Here is a 20,123-nt window from a genome sequence, read left to right on the forward strand (position 1 = left end):
ACAATCAAAATCTCATCGTATATTTTGAAAGATTCTTAAAATTAGATTGATAAAAATCTTCTAAGCCCCCATAAAAATAGGATAATTCTTATGAAATCGCTGATTGATCATTTTGATATTGCTTCCTCTAAAGTGCAATCACTTATACAGGAAACACTTCATCATGCTGATGATGGTGAGCTTTACCTTGAGTATACAGAAAGCGAAGCTCTTTTATTTGATAATGGACAGCTTAAAAACGGCTCATTTCATCAAGATATGGGATTTGGACTACGCGTTGTTGCTGGAGAGGCTACTGGATATGCTCACTCTAGTGAGTTATCAGCTGCTGCACTCAAACGTGCCAGTGAAGCTGCTAAAGCTGTTACCTATAATAATCATGCAGGGACTTATAGCATAGCACCTCAACAAACAAACAAAAGACTTTATCAACCGCATAATCCCCTTGATTCTCCATCATTTGAAGAAAAAAGTGCTCTTTTGCAAAAAATTGATGCCTATTTACGTGCTAAAAATGATAAATTGCATCAGGTGACTGTTTCTCTTTCCGGCTCGCTACAACATGTTGAAATTTTACGTGCAGATGGTTATTTGGTTCGTGATATTCGTCCCCTTGTGCGACTTTCTATATCTGTGGTCGCAGCTGAAGGCAATCGACGTGAAAATGGTTTTTATGGATGTGGAGGGAGACAAGCATTTAACCAATTTATTCATGAAGACAATTGGAAAAAAGCTGCAGATGAAGCCTTACGTATGGCTTTAACAAATTTAGAAGCAGAAGCAGCGCCAGCAGGAACATTTGATGTTGTTTTAGCCAATGGATGGCCCGGTGTTATGCTTCATGAAGCCGTAGGTCATGGATTGGAAGGTGACTTTAACCGCAAAAAAACTTCTGCTTTTGCTGGACTTCTTGGCCAACAAGTTGCCGCAAAAGGTGTTACAGTTGTTGATGATGGTACAATTCCCGAATGCCGTGGTTCACTTACTGTTGATGATGAAGGAACCCCATCAGGATATAATGTTCTTATTGAAGATGGAAAACTCGTTGGCTTTATGCAAGACAGACTAAATGCTCGACTTATGGGGGTTAATCCAACTGGAAATGGACGGCGTGAATCCTATGCACATGCACCAATGCCGCGGATGACTAATACGATCATGCTAGGAGGCGATAAAACACCTGAAGAAATTCTATCATCATTCAAAAACGGTATCTACGCTGTTTCATTTGGCGGAGGACAAGTTGATATCACTTCTGGAAAGTTCGTCTTTGAATGTACTGAAGCTTACAGAGTAGAAAATGGTAAAATTGTAGCGCCTATTAAAGGTGCAACCCTTATCGGTAATGGACCAGATGCCATGAAACGTATTACAATGATTGGCAATGATAGCAAACTTGATAATGGTATTGGCATGTGCGGAAAAGCAGGGCAAAATGTCCCTGTTGGTGTTGGTCAACCTCATCTTCGAATCAATAATATGACAATCGGTGGAACTGCGCTTATAGAGGAATAAGCTTGCTCATTCCTTCCCAGTATTGCCTCCTTCTCGTCTATTACGACCATTTTGTGAGGGGGATGTTACAATGAATTGATTTATAAAGATAATCTAGCGTTATTCATATTTTATTAGAACCTTGAATACCGTAAGATTCTCTCATTTTAAATCTGTGTCTGTTGGATCAATCAAAATCATTCGTTTATACGTTACAGGCGGGGAGAGTTATATGGATAAAAACTGTACAAGAAAGAACTAAAGATTCCTCTTATGGGCCGTCTCAAGTACCAAGAGTTTTAAGAAACATTAGGGGATGGCAAATATAACGACGGCACAGGCTTATTCAGACACATCTTCTTCGTAATACATTAGTCTTTTGTGGTTTTTTTGTGTGGGGTAACTTGTCTTTTATATTTCATAATAAAAAAGCTTAAAAGAAAAAAAACACTTTCTACATTCAGTGCTCTTAACTCAACGAGAAAAAGATTATTATTATAGATAAATTTTGGAGAGATTTTATAATAATACACAGGTCAACTTTTAAAAAATCTTCATAGCATTAAAAAAAATTAGGCTAAAGTTTCCAACCTTTCTTTTTTTTCTTTTTGCTCAAAACAGCAACAATTTCGACATGTGGTGACCATAAAAATTGATCAATCGGTATGATTTTTTCTACTGTATACCCCCCTGCAACAAGAAGAGATAAATCACGAGCAAATGTAGTAGGATTACAAGAAATTGCCACAACACGTGATACTGTTGTCTTCGCTAATTCACGTACTTGTTGCTCTGCACCAGCACGGGGAGGATCAAAAACAACACTCTCAAAACATTCAAGTTCCTTTACAGAAAGGGGATGTCGGAAAAGATCACGTTTTTCACAAGTGAACGTTTTTAAACCAGTCGCAAAACGTGCTGCTGTATTTAGATTTCTTAATGCATCTTCATTATTTTCTACTGCATGAACATTCATCTTTTTTGCCATACGCAAGGTAAATGTTCCTACCCCTGAAAACAAATCAACAGCATTCTTTACTTTTTTAAAATGAGTCAAAATAATATTGCCCATTATATTTTCAGCTTCACAAGTTGCTTGCAGAAAACCACCAGAAGGAAATTCAACACGGACATCTCCAAAGTAAATCTCTGGTTTTTCTCGTTCAACCAAAACTTCACCGTCAACAGATAAACGTATAATCCCATATGAAAGAGCAGCACTGATCATTTTCTGACGAAGTGATTCATGGTGTATAATGCAACCGCTTAAAGCAACATCTAAACCATTTTCAACACATGTTATCGTAACATGAAACCGTTTGGCAGAGCTGCTTAGAAAAGCACAGAGCTCTCTAATATTATGCAACTGAGAAATAAGCTCTGGACGGCTTACTGGACATTCCTCAAGAGCTACAATCTCATGAGAGAGATAACGGTTAAAACCAACTTTTTGCCCCTGTGGGGTCATAGATGCTGTTAGAGTAATCCGCCGTCGGCTATAAGGTTTACATTCTATTAAAGGCGCAACAACATTATTAAGTCCATACTTTTTAAGCGCATCAACAACCAATTGTTGTTTCCATACGCGATAAGCATCCATATGCCAATGCTGAAGAGTACACCCTCCACATTCTCCAAAATGCTGACAAAGAGTATCAATGCGTTCTAATGATTTTTCTTTTAATGCTATATATGTTGCATATTTTCCATGAACCGTAATTTCAGCACACTCTCCTGGTAAAGTAAAAGGAACAGAAACGAAGCCGTGAGACGTCTTAGCAGTACCATAACCATTTGCTCCGATATGATCGATTATGACATTGTCATTCACTCTTGTTTTTCTCCGAATAGTAAATATTCCACGTTGCCATCACCACCTGTAATAGGGGAAGAAATTAAACTTTTTGCACTCCACCCTGTTTGTGTACTTAACCAAACAAAAAGCGCCTCAGCAATTTTTTTAGCACTTGATGGACTTAATATTCCTCCCTTACTAAAGTGTTTACGACCAACCTCAAACTGAGGCTTTACCAGTAAAACAGCTTGGGCTCCCTTCTTGGCTAAAGACAACACGGGAGGCAATGCAAGTTTGAGCGAAATAAAGCTAACATCTGAAACGATAAGATCAATTTCTCGCCCACCTAAATGTTCCTGTTTAAAATCTCTGACATTCAAGCCTTCTAATAACGTTATAGCACTGTTGCCCAATAAACGTTTATCAAATTGATGATGCCCAACATCAACGGCAATGACATGATCTGCTCCACGCTCTAAGAGAACTTGCGTAAAACCACCTGTTGATGCACCAACATCAATGGCTGTCACTTTATCTGTTATAATTGGAAATGCATCAAGTGCAGCAATCAATTTTAACGCTGCCCGAGAAACATAATTCTGTGCTGGATCACAAACGGTAATCTCTGCATCATCAAAAACGATTTGCCCAGCTTTAAAAACGATTTCTCCGTTAACTTTAACAGTTTGGCGCATAATTGCATCACGTGCGCGTGAACGTGTCGTAAAAAAGTTTTTTTCAACTAAAAAAATATCGAGTCTTTTTCTGGAAGCCATCTCATACTCGAATTTTCTATTCTGTTCGAATCTCGCGTCCCAAAACAGCAAAAACCGTGCTTAAAATACCCATAGCGTCAAGTCCGACACGTGAAAGAACTTTTTCTGGTGAACCATGATTCAAATATTCATCAGGAAATTTTAGTGTACGAACTTTCAAACCATGCTCTAAGAGCCCTTCTTGCGCTAAAAATTGTAATATGTGCGCTCCAAATCCACCGATTGCCCCTTCTTCAATTGTCACCAATACCTCATGCTCACGTGCCAAACGACGCATCAAATCCTTATCTAAAGGTTTTGCAAACCGTGCATCTGCAACCGTTGTAGACAATCCTTCAGCCTCCAACGCATCAGCAGCTTGCAACACTTCTGACATCCGCGTTCCAAAACAAACCAAAGCGATTCTATTTCCTTCACGCAGAACGCGCCCTTTTCCAATTTCTAATAACTCACCACGTTGCGGTAAATCTATACCAATCCCCTCACCACGCGGATAACGAAAAGAAATTGGTCCCTGATCATAAGCTGCAGCTGTACGCACCATATGCATCAGTTCAAGCTCATCAGAAGGTGCCATAACAACAAAGTCAGGAAGAGTGGCCAAAAAAACAATATCAAAACTTCCAGCATGTGTTGCACCATCTGCCCCCACAAAACCTGCTCGGTCAATAGCAAAACGTACCGGTAATTTTTGAATTGATACATCATGAACAATTTGATCATAAGCACGCTGTAAAAAAGTAGAATAAATTGCAACAAAAGGCTTATACCCTTCACAAGCAAGTCCTGCCGCAAAAGTTACGGCATGTTGCTCAGCGATACCAACATCAAACATTTTTTCAGAAAATTTTTTCGCAAAAGAATCAAGACCTGTCCCTGTTGGCATCGCTGCTGTTATGCCAACAATCTTATCATCATGGCGAGCTTCTTCTATTAAAGCTTTAGAAAATACCTTGGTATAGGGTAGAATATTACTTGATGCTTTTACCTGTTTTCCTGTCGTGACATCAAAACGATTAACACCATGATATTTATCAGACGAGGCCTCTGCAGGTGGATATCCCTTTCCCTTATGGGTTACAACATGCACCAAAACAGGACCATTAGGATATTCACGAACATTTTTAAAAACAGGCAATAAATGCCCCAAATTGTGCCCATCTATGGGGCCAACATAATAAAAGCCAAGCTCATCAAATAAAGTTCCCCCAACCAAAAGGCCACGCGCAAATTCCTCTGAACGACGGGCTTTATCCAAAAAAAACTTTGGCAATTTTTCGCTCAACATCTTTACGCGTTCACGCAAATGACGATAAGAAGGACGAGACACTAATCGTGCAAGATGTGCACTCATAGCACCTGTAGGTGGTGCTATAGACATATCGTTATCATTAAGAACAACAATCAAGCGTGCATTCAAAGCACCAGCGTTGTTCATTGCTTCATAAGCCATGCCCGCAGACATTGCACCATCACCAATGACAGTTATGATATTGCGTCTTGTCTCTGCTTTCAAAGCACTTGCCACCGCCATACCAAGCCCCGCTGAAATAGAAGTAGACGAATGCCCCGCTCCAAATGGATCATACACACTTTCTGAACGTTTTGTAAAACCCGATAATCCGCCATCTTGACGTAATGTGCGAATTTTTTCTCTACGCCCCGTTAAAATCTTGTGTGGATAGGTTTGATGACCAACATCCCAAATAATCCTATCCTCTGGTGTATTAAAAATATAATGTAATGCAACAGTGAGCTCAACAACACCAAGTCCCGCGCCAAGATGACCACCTGTTACAGAAACCGCATCAATTGTTGCGGTCCGCAACTCATCAGCCAACTGTACCAAATCAGACTCAGGCAATGCCCGCAAATCTTGCGGAAAACAAACACGGTCAAGCAATGGTGTTAAGACCTGAGACAAAAAAAATCCTTTCTATTATCTTAACTCAAGAAAACACAATGATAAAAATATATCTTCTCTACTCTTTTATTTACAGTTTTGCATCTTTTTTACTGAAAAATGCTCTTTTCTATTTGAGATGAGCTATAATTTCCTCATTTTTAACTTATTTTATAAAAAAGAGATCAATAAAACTTTCTATTTATAAACTAAGGTTATTGCTTCTCTTAAGTCCCACAATAAATATCCAAAAAGATTTAAATTATTTAGCATCAAGTGGTTCCACTCCTTCTGGAGAACCTTCTTCTGAAAGCTGGATTTTTTCAACTTTAGCTTCAGCAACTCTTAAGAGTTTTTCACAATGCTTTTTAAGCGCTTCACCGCGTTCATAAATATCAATGGATTGTTCCAAAGGCACATCGCCACGTTCCAAATTTTCGACAATAACTTCAAGTTGCTTAAGCGCTTGCTCAAAGCTTAAGGTCGTAATATCCCCCTCTTGTATCTCTTTTTTCATATGAACCTCAAAAAATATCTGTTCTGGATATACGAACTCCAAAACCTTCCAAACCTACATAATGATGCTCTTTAGAAGCATAAACAATAACAGAGCCTATTCCTAAATATTTTAAAATTTGTGATCCTAAACCAATTTTGCGCCATTCTTCTTCGCGTTCAATCGCCTGCACATGGTTTTCTGAACTGTTTCTTGTCATGTTTTGAATACCAACAGTTGATTGTATAACAGATCCTTCACGCAAATAAATAAATACGCCACGTTTTTCTTTTTCCATCATACGCCGCATCATCACCATAATATCTGAAGTTTGACAAAAAACGTCACTTATAATGTTTTCATGATGTAAATGCACAGGAATATTCTCACCCTCACGGACATCACCAAAAACAATTGCAATATGCTGAACGACTTCCCAAGGGAGTTGATAACTTTGAACAATAGCGGGACCTACAGATGTTTCAATAAGCATTTCTCCAACATGCTTGATCAATATTTCCTTACGTTGGCGGTAAGAAATTAAATCTGCAACCGTTATAATATGCAACCGATGTTCTTGCGCAAATTTCATAATCTGATCGCCATGTTTAACGCTTCCATCATCATTGACTAATTCACCGATAACACCAACCGGCGGCAAATTAGATAATTTACATAAATCAACAGCGGCCTCCGTGTGACCTGAACGCATGAGCACCCCCCCTTCATGCGCAATTAAAGGAAAAACATGCCCTGGACGAACAAAATCATCCGCACTTGCATTTGAATTCGCAAGATTACGTACAGCTAATGTACGGTCATGCGCTGAAATTCCTGTTGTTATGCCGTGTTTAAAATCAACAGTAACCGTAAATTGCGTCCCATGTGCAGAGTTATTATCTGGTACCATAGGAGAAAGATTAAACCGTTTTGCTTCTTTTTTTGGCATAGGTGTGCACACAATACCTGTTGTGTGACGAAGAATAAACGCCATCTTTTCTTCTGTACAATGCGCTGCAGCAACAGTTAAATCACCCTCATTTTCACGGTCATCATCATCTGTCACCACAACAATTTCACCGCGTTCAAAAGCTTTAAGTGCAGAAACAATTTTTTTTTCATCATACGCCATTGTTCACCTTTTCAATCACCCAACTTGACCGCGATGTCTTAGATAATGGTCAGCAATAGCACAAGCAACCATCGCCTCACCAACAGGAACGGCACGAATCCCAACACATGGATCATGACGTCCCTTTGTTATAACGTCTATATCATGACCATCAACATCAATGGAACGACGAGGTGTTAAAATTGATGAAGTAGGCTTTACAGCAAAACGTGCAACAATTGGCTGTCCACTCGATATTCCCCCTAAAATACCACCAGCATGATTGGATAAAAAAAGCGGTTTTCCATCATTTCCCATTCGCATTTCATCGGCATTTTCTTCTCCCCTCAAGCGGGCTGCCGCAAAACCATCACCAATTTCCACACCTTTTACCGCATTAATCGACATAAGTAACGAGGCAATATCTTGATCAAGCTTTGCGTAAATAGGGGCTCCTAAACCTGCCGGAACATTTTCTGCAACGATCTCAACAACCGCACCAACAGATGTCCCCTCTTTACGGAGTTTACTGATATAGTCACTAAAAATGTGAACCATCTCTGCATCAGCTGTAAAAAAAGGATTATTATCAACCTCTGACCAATCCCAACGATCACGATTAATATTATGAGGACCAATTGCTATCACTGCTCCTCGTACAATCAAACCAGGAACGATTTTACGAGCAAATGCACCTGCTGCAACACGTGCTGCCGTCTCCCGTGCCGAAGCACGTCCCCCGCCTCGAAAATCACGAATGCCATATTTAATATCATAAGTATAATCCGCATGTCCTGGACGATACTGATGAGCAATTGCTCCATAATCTTGAGAGCGTTGATCTGTATTTCGAATCAACAGAGAAATTGGTGTACCTGTTGTCACCAATGTCGTTCCATCGTCTTGAACAACAACTCCTGAAAGGACCTCTACTTCATCTGGTTCTCGGCGCTGCGTTGTATATTTTGATTGTCCTGGCTTGCGTTTATCAAGATAAGCTTGAACTTCTGCAAGAGTAAAAATAATTCCAGGTGGACAACCATCAATGACACAACCAAGAGCAGCACCATGACTTTCACCCCATGTTGTTACACGAAACAAATGACCAAATGTATTATGCGACATGAAAAAAGATCCATTTCTCTGTCAAATATATACAACGATAACGTATGTTGTGTGCTATACACAAGACAACTCTTTTCTCCCAAATACTCTTGGACACCTTAAATTTGGTCAAATTACTGCTGTCTAATAAAATCTTATAAACCAAACTTTATTCTTTAACGACAGAAATGTCTGGTGCATCAACTGCCTTCATACCTATGATATTATAACCCGAATCGACATGATGGACTTCACCGGTAACAGAACGAGACAAATCTGAAAGAAAATAAAGCGCAGAATCACCAACCTCTTCAATTGTTACCGTACGACGTAATGGAGCATTATATTCATTCCATTTTAAAATATAACGAAAATCACCAATACCAGAAGCCGCTAACGTTTTAATTGGTCCAGCAGATATAGCATTAACACGAATATTTTGGGGACCTAAATCTACCGCTAAATATTTCACGCTCGCTTCAAGAGCGGCTTTGGCAACCCCCATTACATTATAATTGGGAACAACCTTTTCTGCACCATAATAGGTTAGTGTCAAGATTGAACCACCATCTGGCATCAATTTTTCTGCACGCTTCGTTAGAGCTGTTAGGGAATAAACGGAAATATTCATCGTCATCATAAAATTTGATTCGCTGATATCAATATAACGACCACTTAATTCATCTTTATCAGAAAAACCAATAGCATGAACTAAAAAATCAAGTTTTCCCCATTTCTTCTCTATTTCTCTAAAGACCGTATCAATAGAGACACTGTCAGAAACATCACAATGTCCACAAACAAATCCCTTTAATTCTTCAGCCAAAGGCTCGACACGCTTTTTCATTGCTTCACCCTGATAGGTAAAAGCAAGCTCTGCCCCTGCGCTACTTGCCGCTTTAGCGATTCCCCAAGCGATGGAGCGATTATTGGCCAACCCCAAAATTAAACCACGCTTACCGTACAATAAACCATTACCCTTAGCCATCAGCACTGCCCCATTGTTACTTAAAATTAGTATTATTCACCTGCCTATGACACAGGTCAACTTTTTCTTCAAGCAATTGGTTTAAAATCAAACAAAAACTACGCTTTTATATATAAAATTTTTAAAATTAATCTTGTTGCATTTGCAAAAACTGTTCTAGTGCGGCGGCATTTTCATCTCCCGGCAACATAATGCGAACATGCACATAAAGATCATCTCTTGTACCATTTTTTAAACGAAGCCCTTTCCCTTTCAACCGTAAAACGCGATCAGAACTTGACCACGCAGGAATCGTTAAAACCACACGCCCCTCCAACGTCTCAACTTCTTCTTTTGCTCCCAAAACAGCATGTTTAAGAGAAACTGGTAAATCAAGATGGAGTGCTTTTCCTTCAACCCGAAAACGAGGATGTTTTTGAATCTGAATGGTTATCAACGCATCTCCTGCTTGCCCGTGAGGTACCTCTTCTCCCTGACCTTTTAAACGAATAGTCTGTCCGTCTTCAATATAATCTGGAAGTTTAATTTTTAACTTTTTTCCATTTGGAAAAACAGCCTCCACCTTTTCTGCGCCAACCATCTGCTCTAATGTTATGGCAAGATTAGCACGAACATGTGCTCCTTGTTGGGGACGGTTATAGTGTGTGGAATTCGAAAAGCTACCTCCTCCTCCAAACAGATCCCGAAAAATATCACTCGCATCAAAACTTGCACCACCTGAAGAGGAAAAATCAAATCCCTTTGCTCTTCCTGAAAAGGGATTTTGTTTATTGCTAAAATTTTCACCAGCACCATAGGCTTGATAAAGCGGTTTTCCTTCCATATCAATTTCACCGCGGTCAAATTGTGCCTTTTTATCTTTATCACCTATAATTTCATAGGCTTGATTAATTTCAGCAAATTTCTCTTTAGCCTTTGTATCATCTTTATTATGGTCTGGATGATATTTCTTCGCTAATCTTCTAAATGCCGATTTAATCTCTTGCGATTTTGCGGTACGTGCCACACCCAGAATCGTGTAGGGATCACGCATATTGCCCTCTTTTCAATTTCTTCGTTTTCAAAATATCAACTGATACGTTGTTCAATATCCCTTATAGCTTCATTAGTCTATTCTAGAGAATAATTTCTTCTTTTCTCTTTATATGTCTATCAATAAACTAAAATACCAGATAAAATGAGACATTTATTTAATATAGCTCCTTGTAGTCTATGCTAAAGTAAAAAATAATTAAACTACCATAGAAATACACGATAGCATTGGCTTTTTGAAAATAAGAAAAAATAGTACTGTAACTTCTTGATGATCAAGTAAATGAGAAAATGCCTCACCCATGCTCACTGATATTTGGAGAAACTATGAGCACAAAAATACCAACAGATGATCATTTTATGAAAATGCAAAAACCTTTTGAACTTTTCGCAAAGTGGCTTGAAGAGGCAACGATAAGTGAAATAAATGATCCGAATGCTATGGCATTAGCAACAGTTGACGAAACAGGACTCCCTAATGTTCGTATGGTTCTCCTCAAAGACTACAGTCCCCAAGGATTCGTCTTCTATACCAATTATGAAAGCTGTAAAGGACAAGAAATTTTAAAATCAATGAAAGCATCCTTAGGTTTTCATTGGAAATCACTCCGTCGTCAAGTCAGAATTAGAGGAATCGTTGAAAAAGTAAGTCAACAGGAAGCCGATGCCTATTTCCAATCGCGACCACGTGGTAGTCGAATTGGTGCATGGGCCTCTAAACAATCTCAACCTTTAGACAATCGTTTTGTGCTCGAAAAAGCAATTGCTCAATATACTGCGCGTTATGCTCTAGGCAATATTCCACGACCACCTTATTGGTCTGGGTTTCGTGTTAAACCCCTTTCTATAGAGTTCTGGTGCGATCGCCCATTTCGTTTACATGATCGTTTGCTTTTTACACGGGATTGTGTTGAACACAGCGATTGGAAAAGACAAAAACTTTATCCCTAATCCTTCAAACTTCATCGTTATGAAGATTTTTTCTTCGCAACAATTAAACAAATATTTTTTATTCGAAAAATTCTAAAAGAAGATGATTTATTCTATTTAAATAGAAGAATTTTATTTTCACTGTAAAGGTTAATTGGTGATATTTTCTACTGTATTGCTTAAAAATAGATTAGCAACAAGCTTATTAAAAAAAACATACTGTATTCAGTAGAAACTATGATTTTAGCTAACTTATTTTTAGACCGCAGGATAAAATATCATCCATATACCCCCACATACTAAACCAGAAAAAATCACAAAACCAATAAGCGAATTAGATTTGAAAAGCCTGAGGCATTGTGAACTATCATCTATATCAATGACTTTAATTTGAATAAACATATGGATACTTGCCACAAAAATCCCCAAAAAACTAAGAACAGGGACTCCAGCTAAATAAAATGCTAGACTAACGAACATCACAAAACCACCATACAAAAATACTAAAGCACGCTTGGTTGCTTTACCAAAAAGAAGAGCCGTAGAACGGACACCAACAGTAACGTCATCTTCTTTATCTTGATGTGCGTAGATTGTGTCGTATCCTATGGTCCACAAAATTGATCCCACATAAAGCAAGATTGGTGCCCAGCTTAAACTTCCAAAGACAACAGCCCACCCCATTAATGCCCCCCAATTAAATGCAACGCCTAAAAAAAACTGCGGCCAATATGTTACGCGTTTCATAAAAGGATAAAATGCAACAGCTATCAATGACGAAATACCTAGAAAAAAACTAAACCTATTAAATTGTGATAAAACGACTAAACCAACAAAACATTGCACAAGGATAAAAACTCTCGCTTGAAACCGACTCACATGTCCTGTTGGCAATGGGCGAGAACGTGTCCTTTCTACCTGAGCATCAATTTTATGGTCAATAAGATCATTCCAAGTACATCCTGCCCCTCGCATAGCAATAGATCCCAGAAAAAAAAGAAAAAGATACCAAACCCAATGAAGAAACATTGATAAAAGAGTATCGTAATGCATGTTATAAGAGAAAAAAGCCATTGTTGTTGACCAAAAACAAGGCCACATCAACAATTGCCAACCGATAGGTCGATCCCAACGCGCCAATTGCGCATAAAACCATAAAGAACGGGGAAGGAAGCTGTAGACCCATTGTTTGGAAGATGCATCCATAACCCGTCCTTGGCTATCATAGGACTGAACATGCGCGATATTTTTATTTTTTTTCATCAAATGATTTACCTTTGGTCTTGCGATAGAGACATTTCATTCTTATGAGAAGAGGATGAGATTAATTATCTTTTATGAGAGGAGCAAGCAATGAATATTCTTCTTATTGGCTCAGGTGGACGAGAACATGCTTTAGCATGGAAAATAGCAGCATCACCACTGCTAACAAAGTTATATTGTGCTCCTGGAAATCCTGCAACAACAGAATTTGGTGAAAATATTAATTTGAACATTGATGACCATCCCCTTGTTATTGATTTTTGTAAGGCACATTCTATTGATCTTGTAATTGTAGGACCAGAAGCACCCTTGGTGGCGGGTATAACAGACTCTCTTAATAGCGCTAACATCTGTGTATTTGGTCCTACTCAAAAAGCTGCTCAACTAGAAGGTTCAAAAGCCTTTACAAAAGATTTATGTCGGAAGAATAACATTCCTACAGGAAGTTACCAATGCTTTAATGATGCCTCTAAAGCTAAAGCTTACATTCAGCAACAAGGTGTTCCCATTGTTATTAAAGCTGATGGCTTAGCAGCTGGCAAAGGTGTCGTGGTTGCAACAACTATGGAAGAAGCGTTTAACGCAGTTGATGCCTGCTTCAAAAGTACATTTGGAGATGCAGAAAACAAAATTGTTGTAGAATCTTTTCTTGAAGGTGAAGAAGCAAGCTTCTTCTGCCTTTGTGATGGTAAAGTTGCTCTTCCTTTTGGATCTGCTCAAGATCATAAACGTGTAGGTGATGGGGATACTGGAGCAAACACCGGTGGTATGGGTGCTTATTCACCAGCGCCCATCATGACCCAAGAAATAGTGAATCGTACTCTCAAAGAAATTGTTGAACCAGCTTTAAAAAGCATGAAAGAAATGGGTGCCCCCTTTAAAGGTATTCTCTTCGTCGGATTAATGATAACGCAAAAAGGACCCGAATTAATTGAATTTAACGTACGATTCGGTGATCCTGAATGTCAAGTTTTAATGATGCGCCTCAAAGATGATATTTTGCCAATTTTTCTTGCTGCAGCTCAAGGAAAACTTGAAAATCAGCCTCTTCGGTGGTCTGAAAAAACAGCTCTCACCGTTGTTATGGCTGCTAATGGTTATCCAGACTCTCCCCAAAAAGGTACTGTTATCCGTAACGTTGATCAAGTAAACACTCTTCTCGATGTGAAAGTTTTTCAAGCTGGTACAGTGTTGCGTGATGGAGAACTCATTGCAAATGGTGGACGTGTACTCAATATAACAGCAACAGGAAAAACGATTACCCATGCACAAAAACGTGCTTATGAAGCTGTTGATTGTATTGATTGGCCAGAAGGTTTTGTTCGTCGAGATATCGGATGGAGAGCCGTTGCGCGAGAAAATTAAATCCTTTGAATATTCTTTTTTTACGATTTTCTTATTTTATATAAGAGCATGATACAAAAATTTTCTCACTGTTTTACGTTGACCATAATTTTGAAAAAATGAGTGTGCTTTCCTTTGAACAATCAAATATTGTAAATAGGATATCTACTCATGATAAAATAGGAAAATTTTCTGAATCTGAAGATGTAATATAAAATAATCATTTTACTGTTGTCTTTACTTTAAACGCATTTTCTCATCATTTTTATAAACACTTTCTTTCTTATAAAATCCTGAGGAAAAACGTATATACTATCATTTCTTTTATTTATCGCGTTTTTAGTGAAATTCCGCTTTTACGAAAAATGAAATGCCCAAAAAAGATAGTTATGTTATTCACATACAAACTCTTAAACAATATCTCTCATGCTTATCATTCCCATTTTACGACACTACCTGCAAATAGTATAAATCCATTCTGCCAGCTTTCTGGAATAAAAATAAAAACCTATACCATCATTGTATTTTCCAATTCTCAATATTACGATAACCCTTTCTATCTAAATGATTTTGATTATAAAAGAGAGATGAAATAAGAATATTCTGCAATATTCAAAGCTTTCATTCAACATGAAGAAATGATTTATAAAAAAATTCAAAAACACTTCCAGTAATCTTCTGGTGTTTTTAATAATGTGGCAAAAACCCAAAATTATACCGCAAAAAAACAGTTTCTATTGTTATGAAAACCGTTTTTACCTCTCTGAAAAAAGCGTTTTACATCATCGATTCCTGCTGCCAATGTATGGTGTCAAAAAACTCTCATTTACAATCATTGACTTTCTCTTTGTTTTAAAGAACCAAAAGTCACACCAAATCCCGTCTGTAAAGGTCTGAATTCTCATTAATATGCTGCACTTACACAAAGACCTACAAGCAAACTTAAGAATATTCGCCATATCTTCTAAAAACACTTCATGTGTGAAGTTTACATGCCTTATGTTACCTCCCCAAACAACGATGTTTTACAGCACAACAAGATAAATGCTGACGGTAGTACAAAAATGAATGCATGTTAATTTACTGGAGTGCAATTCGATTCGCAATCACCAAACGCAAGCCTAACGGATTGCTATAACGAAGTAAAAAATGCTTTTGTTTAGAATGTGCTGTTGTACCAAAAAATCGATGTAAATCAGAACGATCTTTTACAACCAGAATGCGATTATCTTCATTGATCATAAGCATGGGAAGGCCATAAGTATCCGCCCATAACCGCCAATCCAGAAGAACATTATTCAAATCTCTGGAAACCAAAAGCGGTATACAAGCTTCCTCATCGGCATGAAGTAATTCTAATGCAACAGCTCTTTCTCCTGAACGCGTTTTTACGGTACGTGCTGCAATTCCTTGAAAATGATAAGGGGGTATTAAATGCGATAAGCTTGAAGGCATATCCGTTTTAAAAGAAACACCACGCTCATTTAACGAACAAATAACCTGATTACCCGTTTTGGATGAAAAATATGTCGTCGTTTGTGGCAAATGGCACGGATCTAACCGAAATTCAAGCACCGCTTTTGCCTGATTAAAGCATTGATTAGCCATATACATTATCCCAATTTATCTTAAATAACATACACCCTTTAGCAGCTTTTTCTCATTGGATTATTAAAAGTTTGAATAAAAAACAACTGGTTTCTTTTTTGGTTATTAAAATCTAAACAAAAATGCATGATCACCATTCTTGAATTATAATACTTTTCCAGGATTCATTATCCCTAAAGGATCGAACGTTTTTTTAATCCCTTGCATAATATCCAATGCGACAGGCGATTTAAAAGAACGAAGTTCTTCGCGCTTAAGCTGACCAATTCCATGCTCAGCAGAAAATGCACCTCTATAGTCCACCACTAAACTATGAATGCGATGATTCATTGTTGACCATAACTGCAAGAACACTGTCGTATCAGCTCCTACAGGTTGTGTAATATTATAATGTAAATTTCCATCGCCCATGTGTCCAAAACAAATCACCCGTGCTCCTGGAGCAATATCCTCAACAATAAGCGCTGCATCAGCAATAAAATCAGGAATAGAAGCAAGTGGGATTGCAATATCATGCTTAATGGACCCTCCTGCTAACTTTTGTGCTAATGATATACTTTCTCGTAATTGCCAAAAAAAATCTTGCTGTTTTAAAGATTGCGCAACAACTGCATCTTCTATCACCGCATTCTTTAAAGCTTCTTCTAAAATAGTACTCAATACCGATAACGCCTCATCATTGCCTTGCAACGATGAAATGTTCATTAATACATACCATTCATGTTTCCGCTGAAGAGGAGGCTTCTCACACATCTTATAATCTAAAGCCATTTGCAAACTGAGATTTCCCATGAGCTCAAAACCTGTCAACATCCCTCCTCCATACTCTTGAGCCAGAGATAAAAACTCTAAAGCCTTCGCCGGACTATATAATCCCACCAAAGCAACAGCTTTTCCTTTTATTTTTGGAAACATCTTCAAAACGGCTGCGGTTATAACACCCAATGTACCTTCTGCACCAATAAAAAGATCTTTTAAATCGTAACCGCTATTGTCTTTTTTAACAAAACGCAAATCATCTAAAATACGCCCATCCGGTAAAACAACTTCTAAACCAAGACAAAGATCACGCATATTGCCATAGGCTAAAACAGCTGTCCCTCCAGCATTCGACGAAAGATTTCCTCCTACTTGGCAAGAACCTTCAGATGCCAAAGAAAGAGGGAAAAAACGACCTGATTCATCCACTTTTTTCTGTAAATCCTGTAAAATAACACCAGCCTCTACAACAACAAAATTTCCTTCAATATTTATAGCTCTAATCTTATTTAATCGCTCCATGGATAAAAGAACGCCCTCTCCTCTTTCATCTGGTTGTTGTCCCCCCACAAGCCCTGTATTTCCACCCTGTGGCACAATCGGTGTGCGCGTTTTGCTCGCTAACTGCATAATCGATGAGACCTCTGCGCAAGAAGATGGACGTAAAAGTAAAGGTGTTTTTCCATGAAAAAGCCCACGCTCTTCAAGCAAATACGGTGCAATCAACGCTTGATCTGTTATAGCATGCTTAGCACCAACAATTTCCCTAAACCCTTCAATTAATTCCTGCTCCATGTTCATTTCTCCTTTGGAGCCGCAGCCCGTATAAGACGATCATTGATAGCCTCCCCTAATCCGTATAATGGAATAGGTTCTACTGCGATACATCTCACTTTAAATGAATCTAATTCCTTCATATATTGAAATAAATGAGAGGCTGCCTCTTCTAACTTTCCATCTTCGCTAAGGTTTAAAATAGAAACGGCATTTTCAGCCCCCATAACACGCTTTGAACCAAATGCTAAAAGCGCTTCACCATTTTCCACCTTTTCTACATTCATACGAACCGTGGCATTGGGAGCATAATGCGACTTTAACATCCCAGGAGCTTCAATCGCCGCCCTTTGATCTATCCGTTTTAAAGGCTTCCCCACAACTTCTTCAATTTCATCAGCCGCAAGCCCCCCTGGACGCAAAAGATAAATATTTTCACCACAAATTTTAATAATCGTTGATTCCAGCCCTATTTTAGCAGGTCCTCCGTCCAATATCAAAGGAACAGATTCCCCCAAAGATGCAAAAACAGCCTCAGCTGAAGTAGGGCTAAGACGCCCCGATTGATTCGCACTAGGAGCAGCAAGTGGGCGGCCAAAATGTTGTACCACTTCCGCAAAACGACTGTCTGGAAAACGAACAGCCAAGGTATTCAAACCAGAGGTTGTTAAAGGATGGATATTATGCTGTTCCTTTAAAGGCAAAACCAATGTCAAAGGACCTGGCCAAAATTCCTCCATTAATTGGCGTGAAAGAAAGTCAATTTTAACATAACGTTCCGCCATTTCGATGCCGCTGACATGCGCAATAAGAGGATTAATTTGCGGACGACCCTTTGTAGAATAAATAGAAGAAATTGCTCTCCCATTGGTTGCATCGCCCGCTAATCCATAAACAGTTTCCGTTGGTAATGCTACTAACTTCCCTTGTTCAAGAAGCGCTATTGCCTCTCTTATCGAAGCACTATCGAGTGGTAGAATCGTCATGACACATCATTTCTATAACACTCTTTTAGTGATATTATGCTCTTTTTTATTCATATATCACATTGATTTATATGTTTTTTTAAGTATGGGGTTCATAAATAAAGGTTAGGGAATAGGATTTTCCAATATTCTTCTACAAAACATATCTTATTCTGCTAACTTTCTCTAATAATTTTTTGAATTTTGCTAAGTTCTCTTGTGAAAAGCTATTGTTGAAACTCTTGACATAGACTTAACGTACAGTACATTGTGCTACAATTGAATAGGGGATTTAGCAATGGGAAAAATTCAAGCCCGCATACCTGATCAAGTTCAAGAAATTGCAAGTGCAGTTATTAAGTCTACGGGTTTAACTGTATCGGATGTAGTACGCATGTTTATGACCCGCATTGCTAGAGATCGTACATTACCGCTTGGATCTTTCAACCAAATCCGGAAACATTACGAGCTATCGAGGATGTCGAAATGGGATGCGTCGAACGTACATTATTAGACAGCTTAAGGACCATGATACGCGAAGATAGAACCGAAATGCGTAAATCTGAAAAGAAAACCTAAGCTTGCTATATTGTCTATACGCGTTCATTCCGGTCTGACCTTAAACGTGAAAGCAAAGGTAGGTATGCTAATACACTAGAGAAGGATTTGCTGCTTTTGGTCAAAGCGTTAGCGGAGAATGAACCGCTAAAAGCGCATTGGAGAGATCATGCGCTAACAGGTCAATGGCGCAATTGTCGTGATTGTCATATCAAGCCAGATTTAGTTTTGATCTATCGAAAGCCGAATACCAAAACACTCGAGCTCTTACGACTTGGTTTGCATTCTGAACTACGCTTATGATTGGATCTCCAATTCATAGTAAAAAGAATTTTTCGAAGTTTTTGCTTGTATGACAGTTTTTCTAATTCTTTGAGAACCACTGCTTCAAATGAGCGAAGATGTTGTCTATCGCATCCATGAGGCATGCAAAATCAAGGATAAGCAAAAAAAGAAAAAATGCTATCCACTTCATCAAGCGAGACATCATTTTCACGCTTTGATAGGTGATGATCATTTCTTGAAGCATTTCTTTTTCTGCTTCTGTAAGCTCTGTGTATTTTTTGGATTTTTTTCTAACCATGTTTCCACCCACACAAGCGTTCACCTAGATTATTGTGCTTTAAGATCTCTCTTGCTAAGTTTGAGCTAATGGTGTTCAGATCTTGCCGGCTTAAATAAATAGGTAACCAACCAACACAAGAAGAAACATATTTATTTGTCGCGCAACCAGTGTGTAATGCATTGATTTATAATCATAATCTAGCGTTATTCATATTGAATGAGAACCCTGAATAACGTAAGATTCTCTCATCTTAAATCTGTGTATCTTGAATCAATTCATATCACTTGCTTGCACACCACAAGCGGGGCTGACGTGTGGGTAAAAACTATAGCAGAAAGGAGTAAAAATGGTTCTTATGAATCGTCTTAATGCAAGATCTGTCGCAACATTGGGAACTGGCAAATATAATGATGGTGCCGGCTTGCTTCTTCATAAGCGTAAAGATGGAGGTGCTCAATGGCTGTATCGTTATACCATTCATGGGCGGCGTCGCGAAATGGGCTTGGGTGCTTTAAGAGATGTCTCTTTAAAACAAGCCCGTGAATTGGCAACTGGGTGGCGGGCTGTTTTACGTGAGGGGCGTGACCCTATTAAAGAACGTGAAAAACAAAAGCGTGAGGCAATAAGCAATCTCCATTACTTAAAAGATATTGCACTA

Annotated in this window: 18 protein-coding genes and 1 pseudogene; 6 read left to right on the forward strand and 13 right to left on the reverse strand. The window is 38.5% G+C overall.

The window, feature by feature from the left end; translation table 11 throughout:
* Positions 1–90 precede the first annotated feature (90 nt).
* Positions 91–1,515 (forward strand): metalloprotease TldD, encoded by a 1,425-nt coding sequence (tldD, locus tag ACFIL7_RS09915; protein ID WP_375634225.1) that lies wholly within the window; start codon positions 91–93, stop codon positions 1,513–1,515.
* 556 nt (positions 1,516–2,071) lie between these two features.
* Here tldD and ACFIL7_RS09920 read toward each other — a convergent pair.
* The 8 genes from ACFIL7_RS09920 to ACFIL7_RS09955 form a co-directional block, all read right to left on the reverse strand.
* Entirely contained in the window at positions 2,072–3,325 is a 1,254-nt protein-coding gene (locus ACFIL7_RS09920; RefSeq protein ID WP_375634223.1) for a class I SAM-dependent RNA methyltransferase, read from the reverse strand.
* Complete coding sequence (locus tag ACFIL7_RS09925) at positions 3,322–4,065, reverse strand: TlyA family RNA methyltransferase (RefSeq protein WP_375634289.1); 744 nt, start codon at positions 4,063–4,065, stop codon at positions 3,322–3,324. Before ACFIL7_RS09925 ends, ACFIL7_RS09920 begins: the two co-directional genes overlap by 4 nt.
* 16 nt (positions 4,066–4,081) lie before the next feature.
* On the reverse strand, positions 4,082–5,989 hold the full coding sequence (gene dxs, locus ACFIL7_RS09930) for a 1-deoxy-D-xylulose-5-phosphate synthase (protein ID WP_375634291.1): 1,908 nt from the start codon (positions 5,987–5,989) through the stop codon (positions 4,082–4,084).
* Between the two features lie 241 nt (positions 5,990–6,230).
* A complete protein-coding gene (locus ACFIL7_RS09935; RefSeq protein WP_375618413.1) occupies positions 6,231–6,485 on the reverse strand; it encodes an exodeoxyribonuclease VII small subunit in 255 nt (84 codons plus the stop codon).
* Between the two features lie 7 nt (positions 6,486–6,492).
* Positions 6,493–7,596, reverse strand: a complete 1,104-nt coding sequence (gene ribB / locus ACFIL7_RS09940) for a 3,4-dihydroxy-2-butanone-4-phosphate synthase (protein WP_375634292.1) — start codon at positions 7,594–7,596, stop codon at positions 6,493–6,495.
* 15 nt (positions 7,597–7,611) lie between these two features.
* Positions 7,612–8,700, reverse strand: coding sequence for a chorismate synthase (gene aroC / locus ACFIL7_RS09945; protein ID WP_375634294.1), 1,089 nt, complete (start codon positions 8,698–8,700; stop codon positions 7,612–7,614).
* Positions 8,701–8,848: 148 nt separating this feature from the next.
* The gene (fabI, locus tag ACFIL7_RS09950) at positions 8,849–9,667 is read right to left on the reverse strand and encodes an enoyl-ACP reductase FabI (protein WP_273787904.1); all 819 of its coding nucleotides are present in this window, start codon (positions 9,665–9,667) and stop codon (positions 8,849–8,851) included.
* 127 nt (positions 9,668–9,794) lie between these two features.
* Complete coding sequence (locus ACFIL7_RS09955) at positions 9,795–10,700, reverse strand: DnaJ C-terminal domain-containing protein (protein WP_375634213.1); 906 nt, start codon at positions 10,698–10,700, stop codon at positions 9,795–9,797.
* A 326-nt stretch (positions 10,701–11,026) separates the two neighbouring features.
* Between ACFIL7_RS09955 and pdxH the strand changes: the two genes are divergently transcribed.
* Complete coding sequence (gene pdxH / locus ACFIL7_RS09960; protein ID WP_375611119.1) at positions 11,027–11,650, forward strand: pyridoxamine 5'-phosphate oxidase; 624 nt, start codon at positions 11,027–11,029, stop codon at positions 11,648–11,650.
* Positions 11,651–11,887: 237 nt separating this feature from the next.
* On the opposite strand, the gene ubiA is transcribed toward pdxH, so the two are convergent.
* Positions 11,888–12,892 carry a 4-hydroxybenzoate octaprenyltransferase gene (ubiA, locus tag ACFIL7_RS09965; protein WP_375634211.1) on the reverse strand — a complete coding sequence of 335 codons (1,005 nt, stop codon included), beginning with the start codon at positions 12,890–12,892 and terminating at the stop codon, positions 11,888–11,890.
* A gap of 90 nt (positions 12,893–12,982) precedes the next feature.
* On the opposite strand from ubiA, the gene purD reads away from it, so the two are divergent.
* Positions 12,983–14,257 carry a phosphoribosylamine--glycine ligase gene (purD, locus tag ACFIL7_RS09970; RefSeq protein WP_375634209.1) on the forward strand — a complete coding sequence of 425 codons (1,275 nt, stop codon included), beginning with the start codon at positions 12,983–12,985 and terminating at the stop codon, positions 14,255–14,257.
* A gap of 1,059 nt (positions 14,258–15,316) precedes the next feature.
* Here the strand turns inward: purD and ACFIL7_RS09975 are convergent.
* The 3 genes from ACFIL7_RS09975 to ACFIL7_RS09985 all read right to left on the reverse strand — a co-directional run bounded on the left by ACFIL7_RS09975 (position 15,317) and on the right by ACFIL7_RS09985 (position 18,363).
* Complete coding sequence (locus tag ACFIL7_RS09975) at positions 15,317–15,844, reverse strand: DUF6101 family protein (RefSeq protein WP_375628324.1); 528 nt, start codon at positions 15,842–15,844, stop codon at positions 15,317–15,319.
* Between the two features lie 144 nt (positions 15,845–15,988).
* Positions 15,989–17,398, reverse strand: coding sequence for an FAD-binding oxidoreductase (locus ACFIL7_RS09980; protein WP_375634207.1), 1,410 nt, complete (start codon positions 17,396–17,398; stop codon positions 15,989–15,991).
* 2 nt (positions 17,399–17,400) lie between these two features.
* A complete protein-coding gene (locus tag ACFIL7_RS09985) occupies positions 17,401–18,363 on the reverse strand; it encodes an L-threonylcarbamoyladenylate synthase (protein WP_375683549.1) in 963 nt (320 codons plus the stop codon).
* 277 nt (positions 18,364–18,640) lie between these two features.
* On the opposite strand from ACFIL7_RS09985, the pseudogene ACFIL7_RS09990 reads away from it, so the two are divergent.
* A pseudogene (locus ACFIL7_RS09990) lies at positions 18,641–18,921 on the forward strand (type II toxin-antitoxin system RelB/DinJ family antitoxin).
* Positions 18,922–18,930: 9 nt separating this feature from the next.
* Positions 18,931–19,203, forward strand: a complete 273-nt coding sequence (locus ACFIL7_RS09995; protein WP_375634310.1) for a type II toxin-antitoxin system YafQ family toxin — start codon at positions 18,931–18,933, stop codon at positions 19,201–19,203.
* Positions 19,204–19,264: 61 nt separating this feature from the next.
* Here ACFIL7_RS09995 and ACFIL7_RS10000 read toward each other — a convergent pair whose 3' ends face one another.
* Entirely contained in the window at positions 19,265–19,483 is a 219-nt protein-coding gene (locus ACFIL7_RS10000) for a hypothetical protein (protein WP_375634205.1), read from the reverse strand.
* 328 nt (positions 19,484–19,811) lie between these two features.
* Between ACFIL7_RS10000 and ACFIL7_RS10005 the strand changes: the two genes are divergently transcribed.
* Positions 19,812–20,123: Arm DNA-binding domain-containing protein (locus ACFIL7_RS10005; RefSeq protein ID WP_375634355.1), on the forward strand; the 312-nt coding region annotated here is incomplete at its 3' end.

Source organism: Bartonella sp. AP3QHHD, from assembly GCF_042195765.1.
In the GTDB taxonomy this organism is placed as follows: domain Bacteria; phylum Pseudomonadota; class Alphaproteobacteria; order Rhizobiales; family Rhizobiaceae; genus Bartonella.

Excerpts from the sequence above, each read along its gene's own strand:
- tldD (WP_375634225.1), top strand. The coding sequence starts at position 91 with ATGAAATCGCTGATTGATCATTTTGATATTGCTTCCTCTAAAGTGCAA.
- ACFIL7_RS09925 (WP_375634289.1), bottom strand. The coding sequence starts at position 4,065 with ATGGCTTCCAGAAAAAGACTCGATATTTTTTTAGTTGAAAAAAACTTT.
- ACFIL7_RS09935 (WP_375618413.1), bottom strand. The coding sequence starts at position 6,485 with ATGAAAAAAGAGATACAAGAGGGGGATATTACGACCTTAAGCTTTGAG.
- ribB (WP_375634292.1), bottom strand. The coding sequence starts at position 7,596 with ATGGCGTATGATGAAAAAAAAATTGTTTCTGCACTTAAAGCTTTTGAA.
- aroC (WP_375634294.1), bottom strand. The coding sequence starts at position 8,700 with ATGTCGCATAATACATTTGGTCATTTGTTTCGTGTAACAACATGGGGT.
- fabI (WP_273787904.1), bottom strand. The coding sequence starts at position 9,667 with ATGGCTAAGGGTAATGGTTTATTGTACGGTAAGCGTGGTTTAATTTTG.
- ACFIL7_RS09955 (WP_375634213.1), bottom strand. The coding sequence starts at position 10,700 with ATGCGTGATCCCTACACGATTCTGGGTGTGGCACGTACCGCAAAATCG.
- pdxH (WP_375611119.1), top strand. The coding sequence starts at position 11,027 with ATGAGCACAAAAATACCAACAGATGATCATTTTATGAAAATGCAAAAA.
- ubiA (WP_375634211.1), bottom strand. The coding sequence starts at position 12,892 with ATGAAAAAAAATAAAAATATCGCGCATGTTCAGTCCTATGATAGCCAA.
- purD (WP_375634209.1), top strand. The coding sequence starts at position 12,983 with ATGAATATTCTTCTTATTGGCTCAGGTGGACGAGAACATGCTTTAGCA.
- ACFIL7_RS09975 (WP_375628324.1), bottom strand. The coding sequence starts at position 15,844 with ATGGCTAATCAATGCTTTAATCAGGCAAAAGCGGTGCTTGAATTTCGG.
- ACFIL7_RS09980 (WP_375634207.1), bottom strand. The coding sequence starts at position 17,398 with ATGGAGCAGGAATTAATTGAAGGGTTTAGGGAAATTGTTGGTGCTAAG.
- ACFIL7_RS09985 (WP_375683549.1), bottom strand. The coding sequence starts at position 18,363 with ATGACGATTCTACCACTCGATAGTGCTTCGATAAGAGAGGCAATAGCG.
- ACFIL7_RS10000 (WP_375634205.1), bottom strand. The coding sequence starts at position 19,483 with ATGGTTAGAAAAAAATCCAAAAAATACACAGAGCTTACAGAAGCAGAA.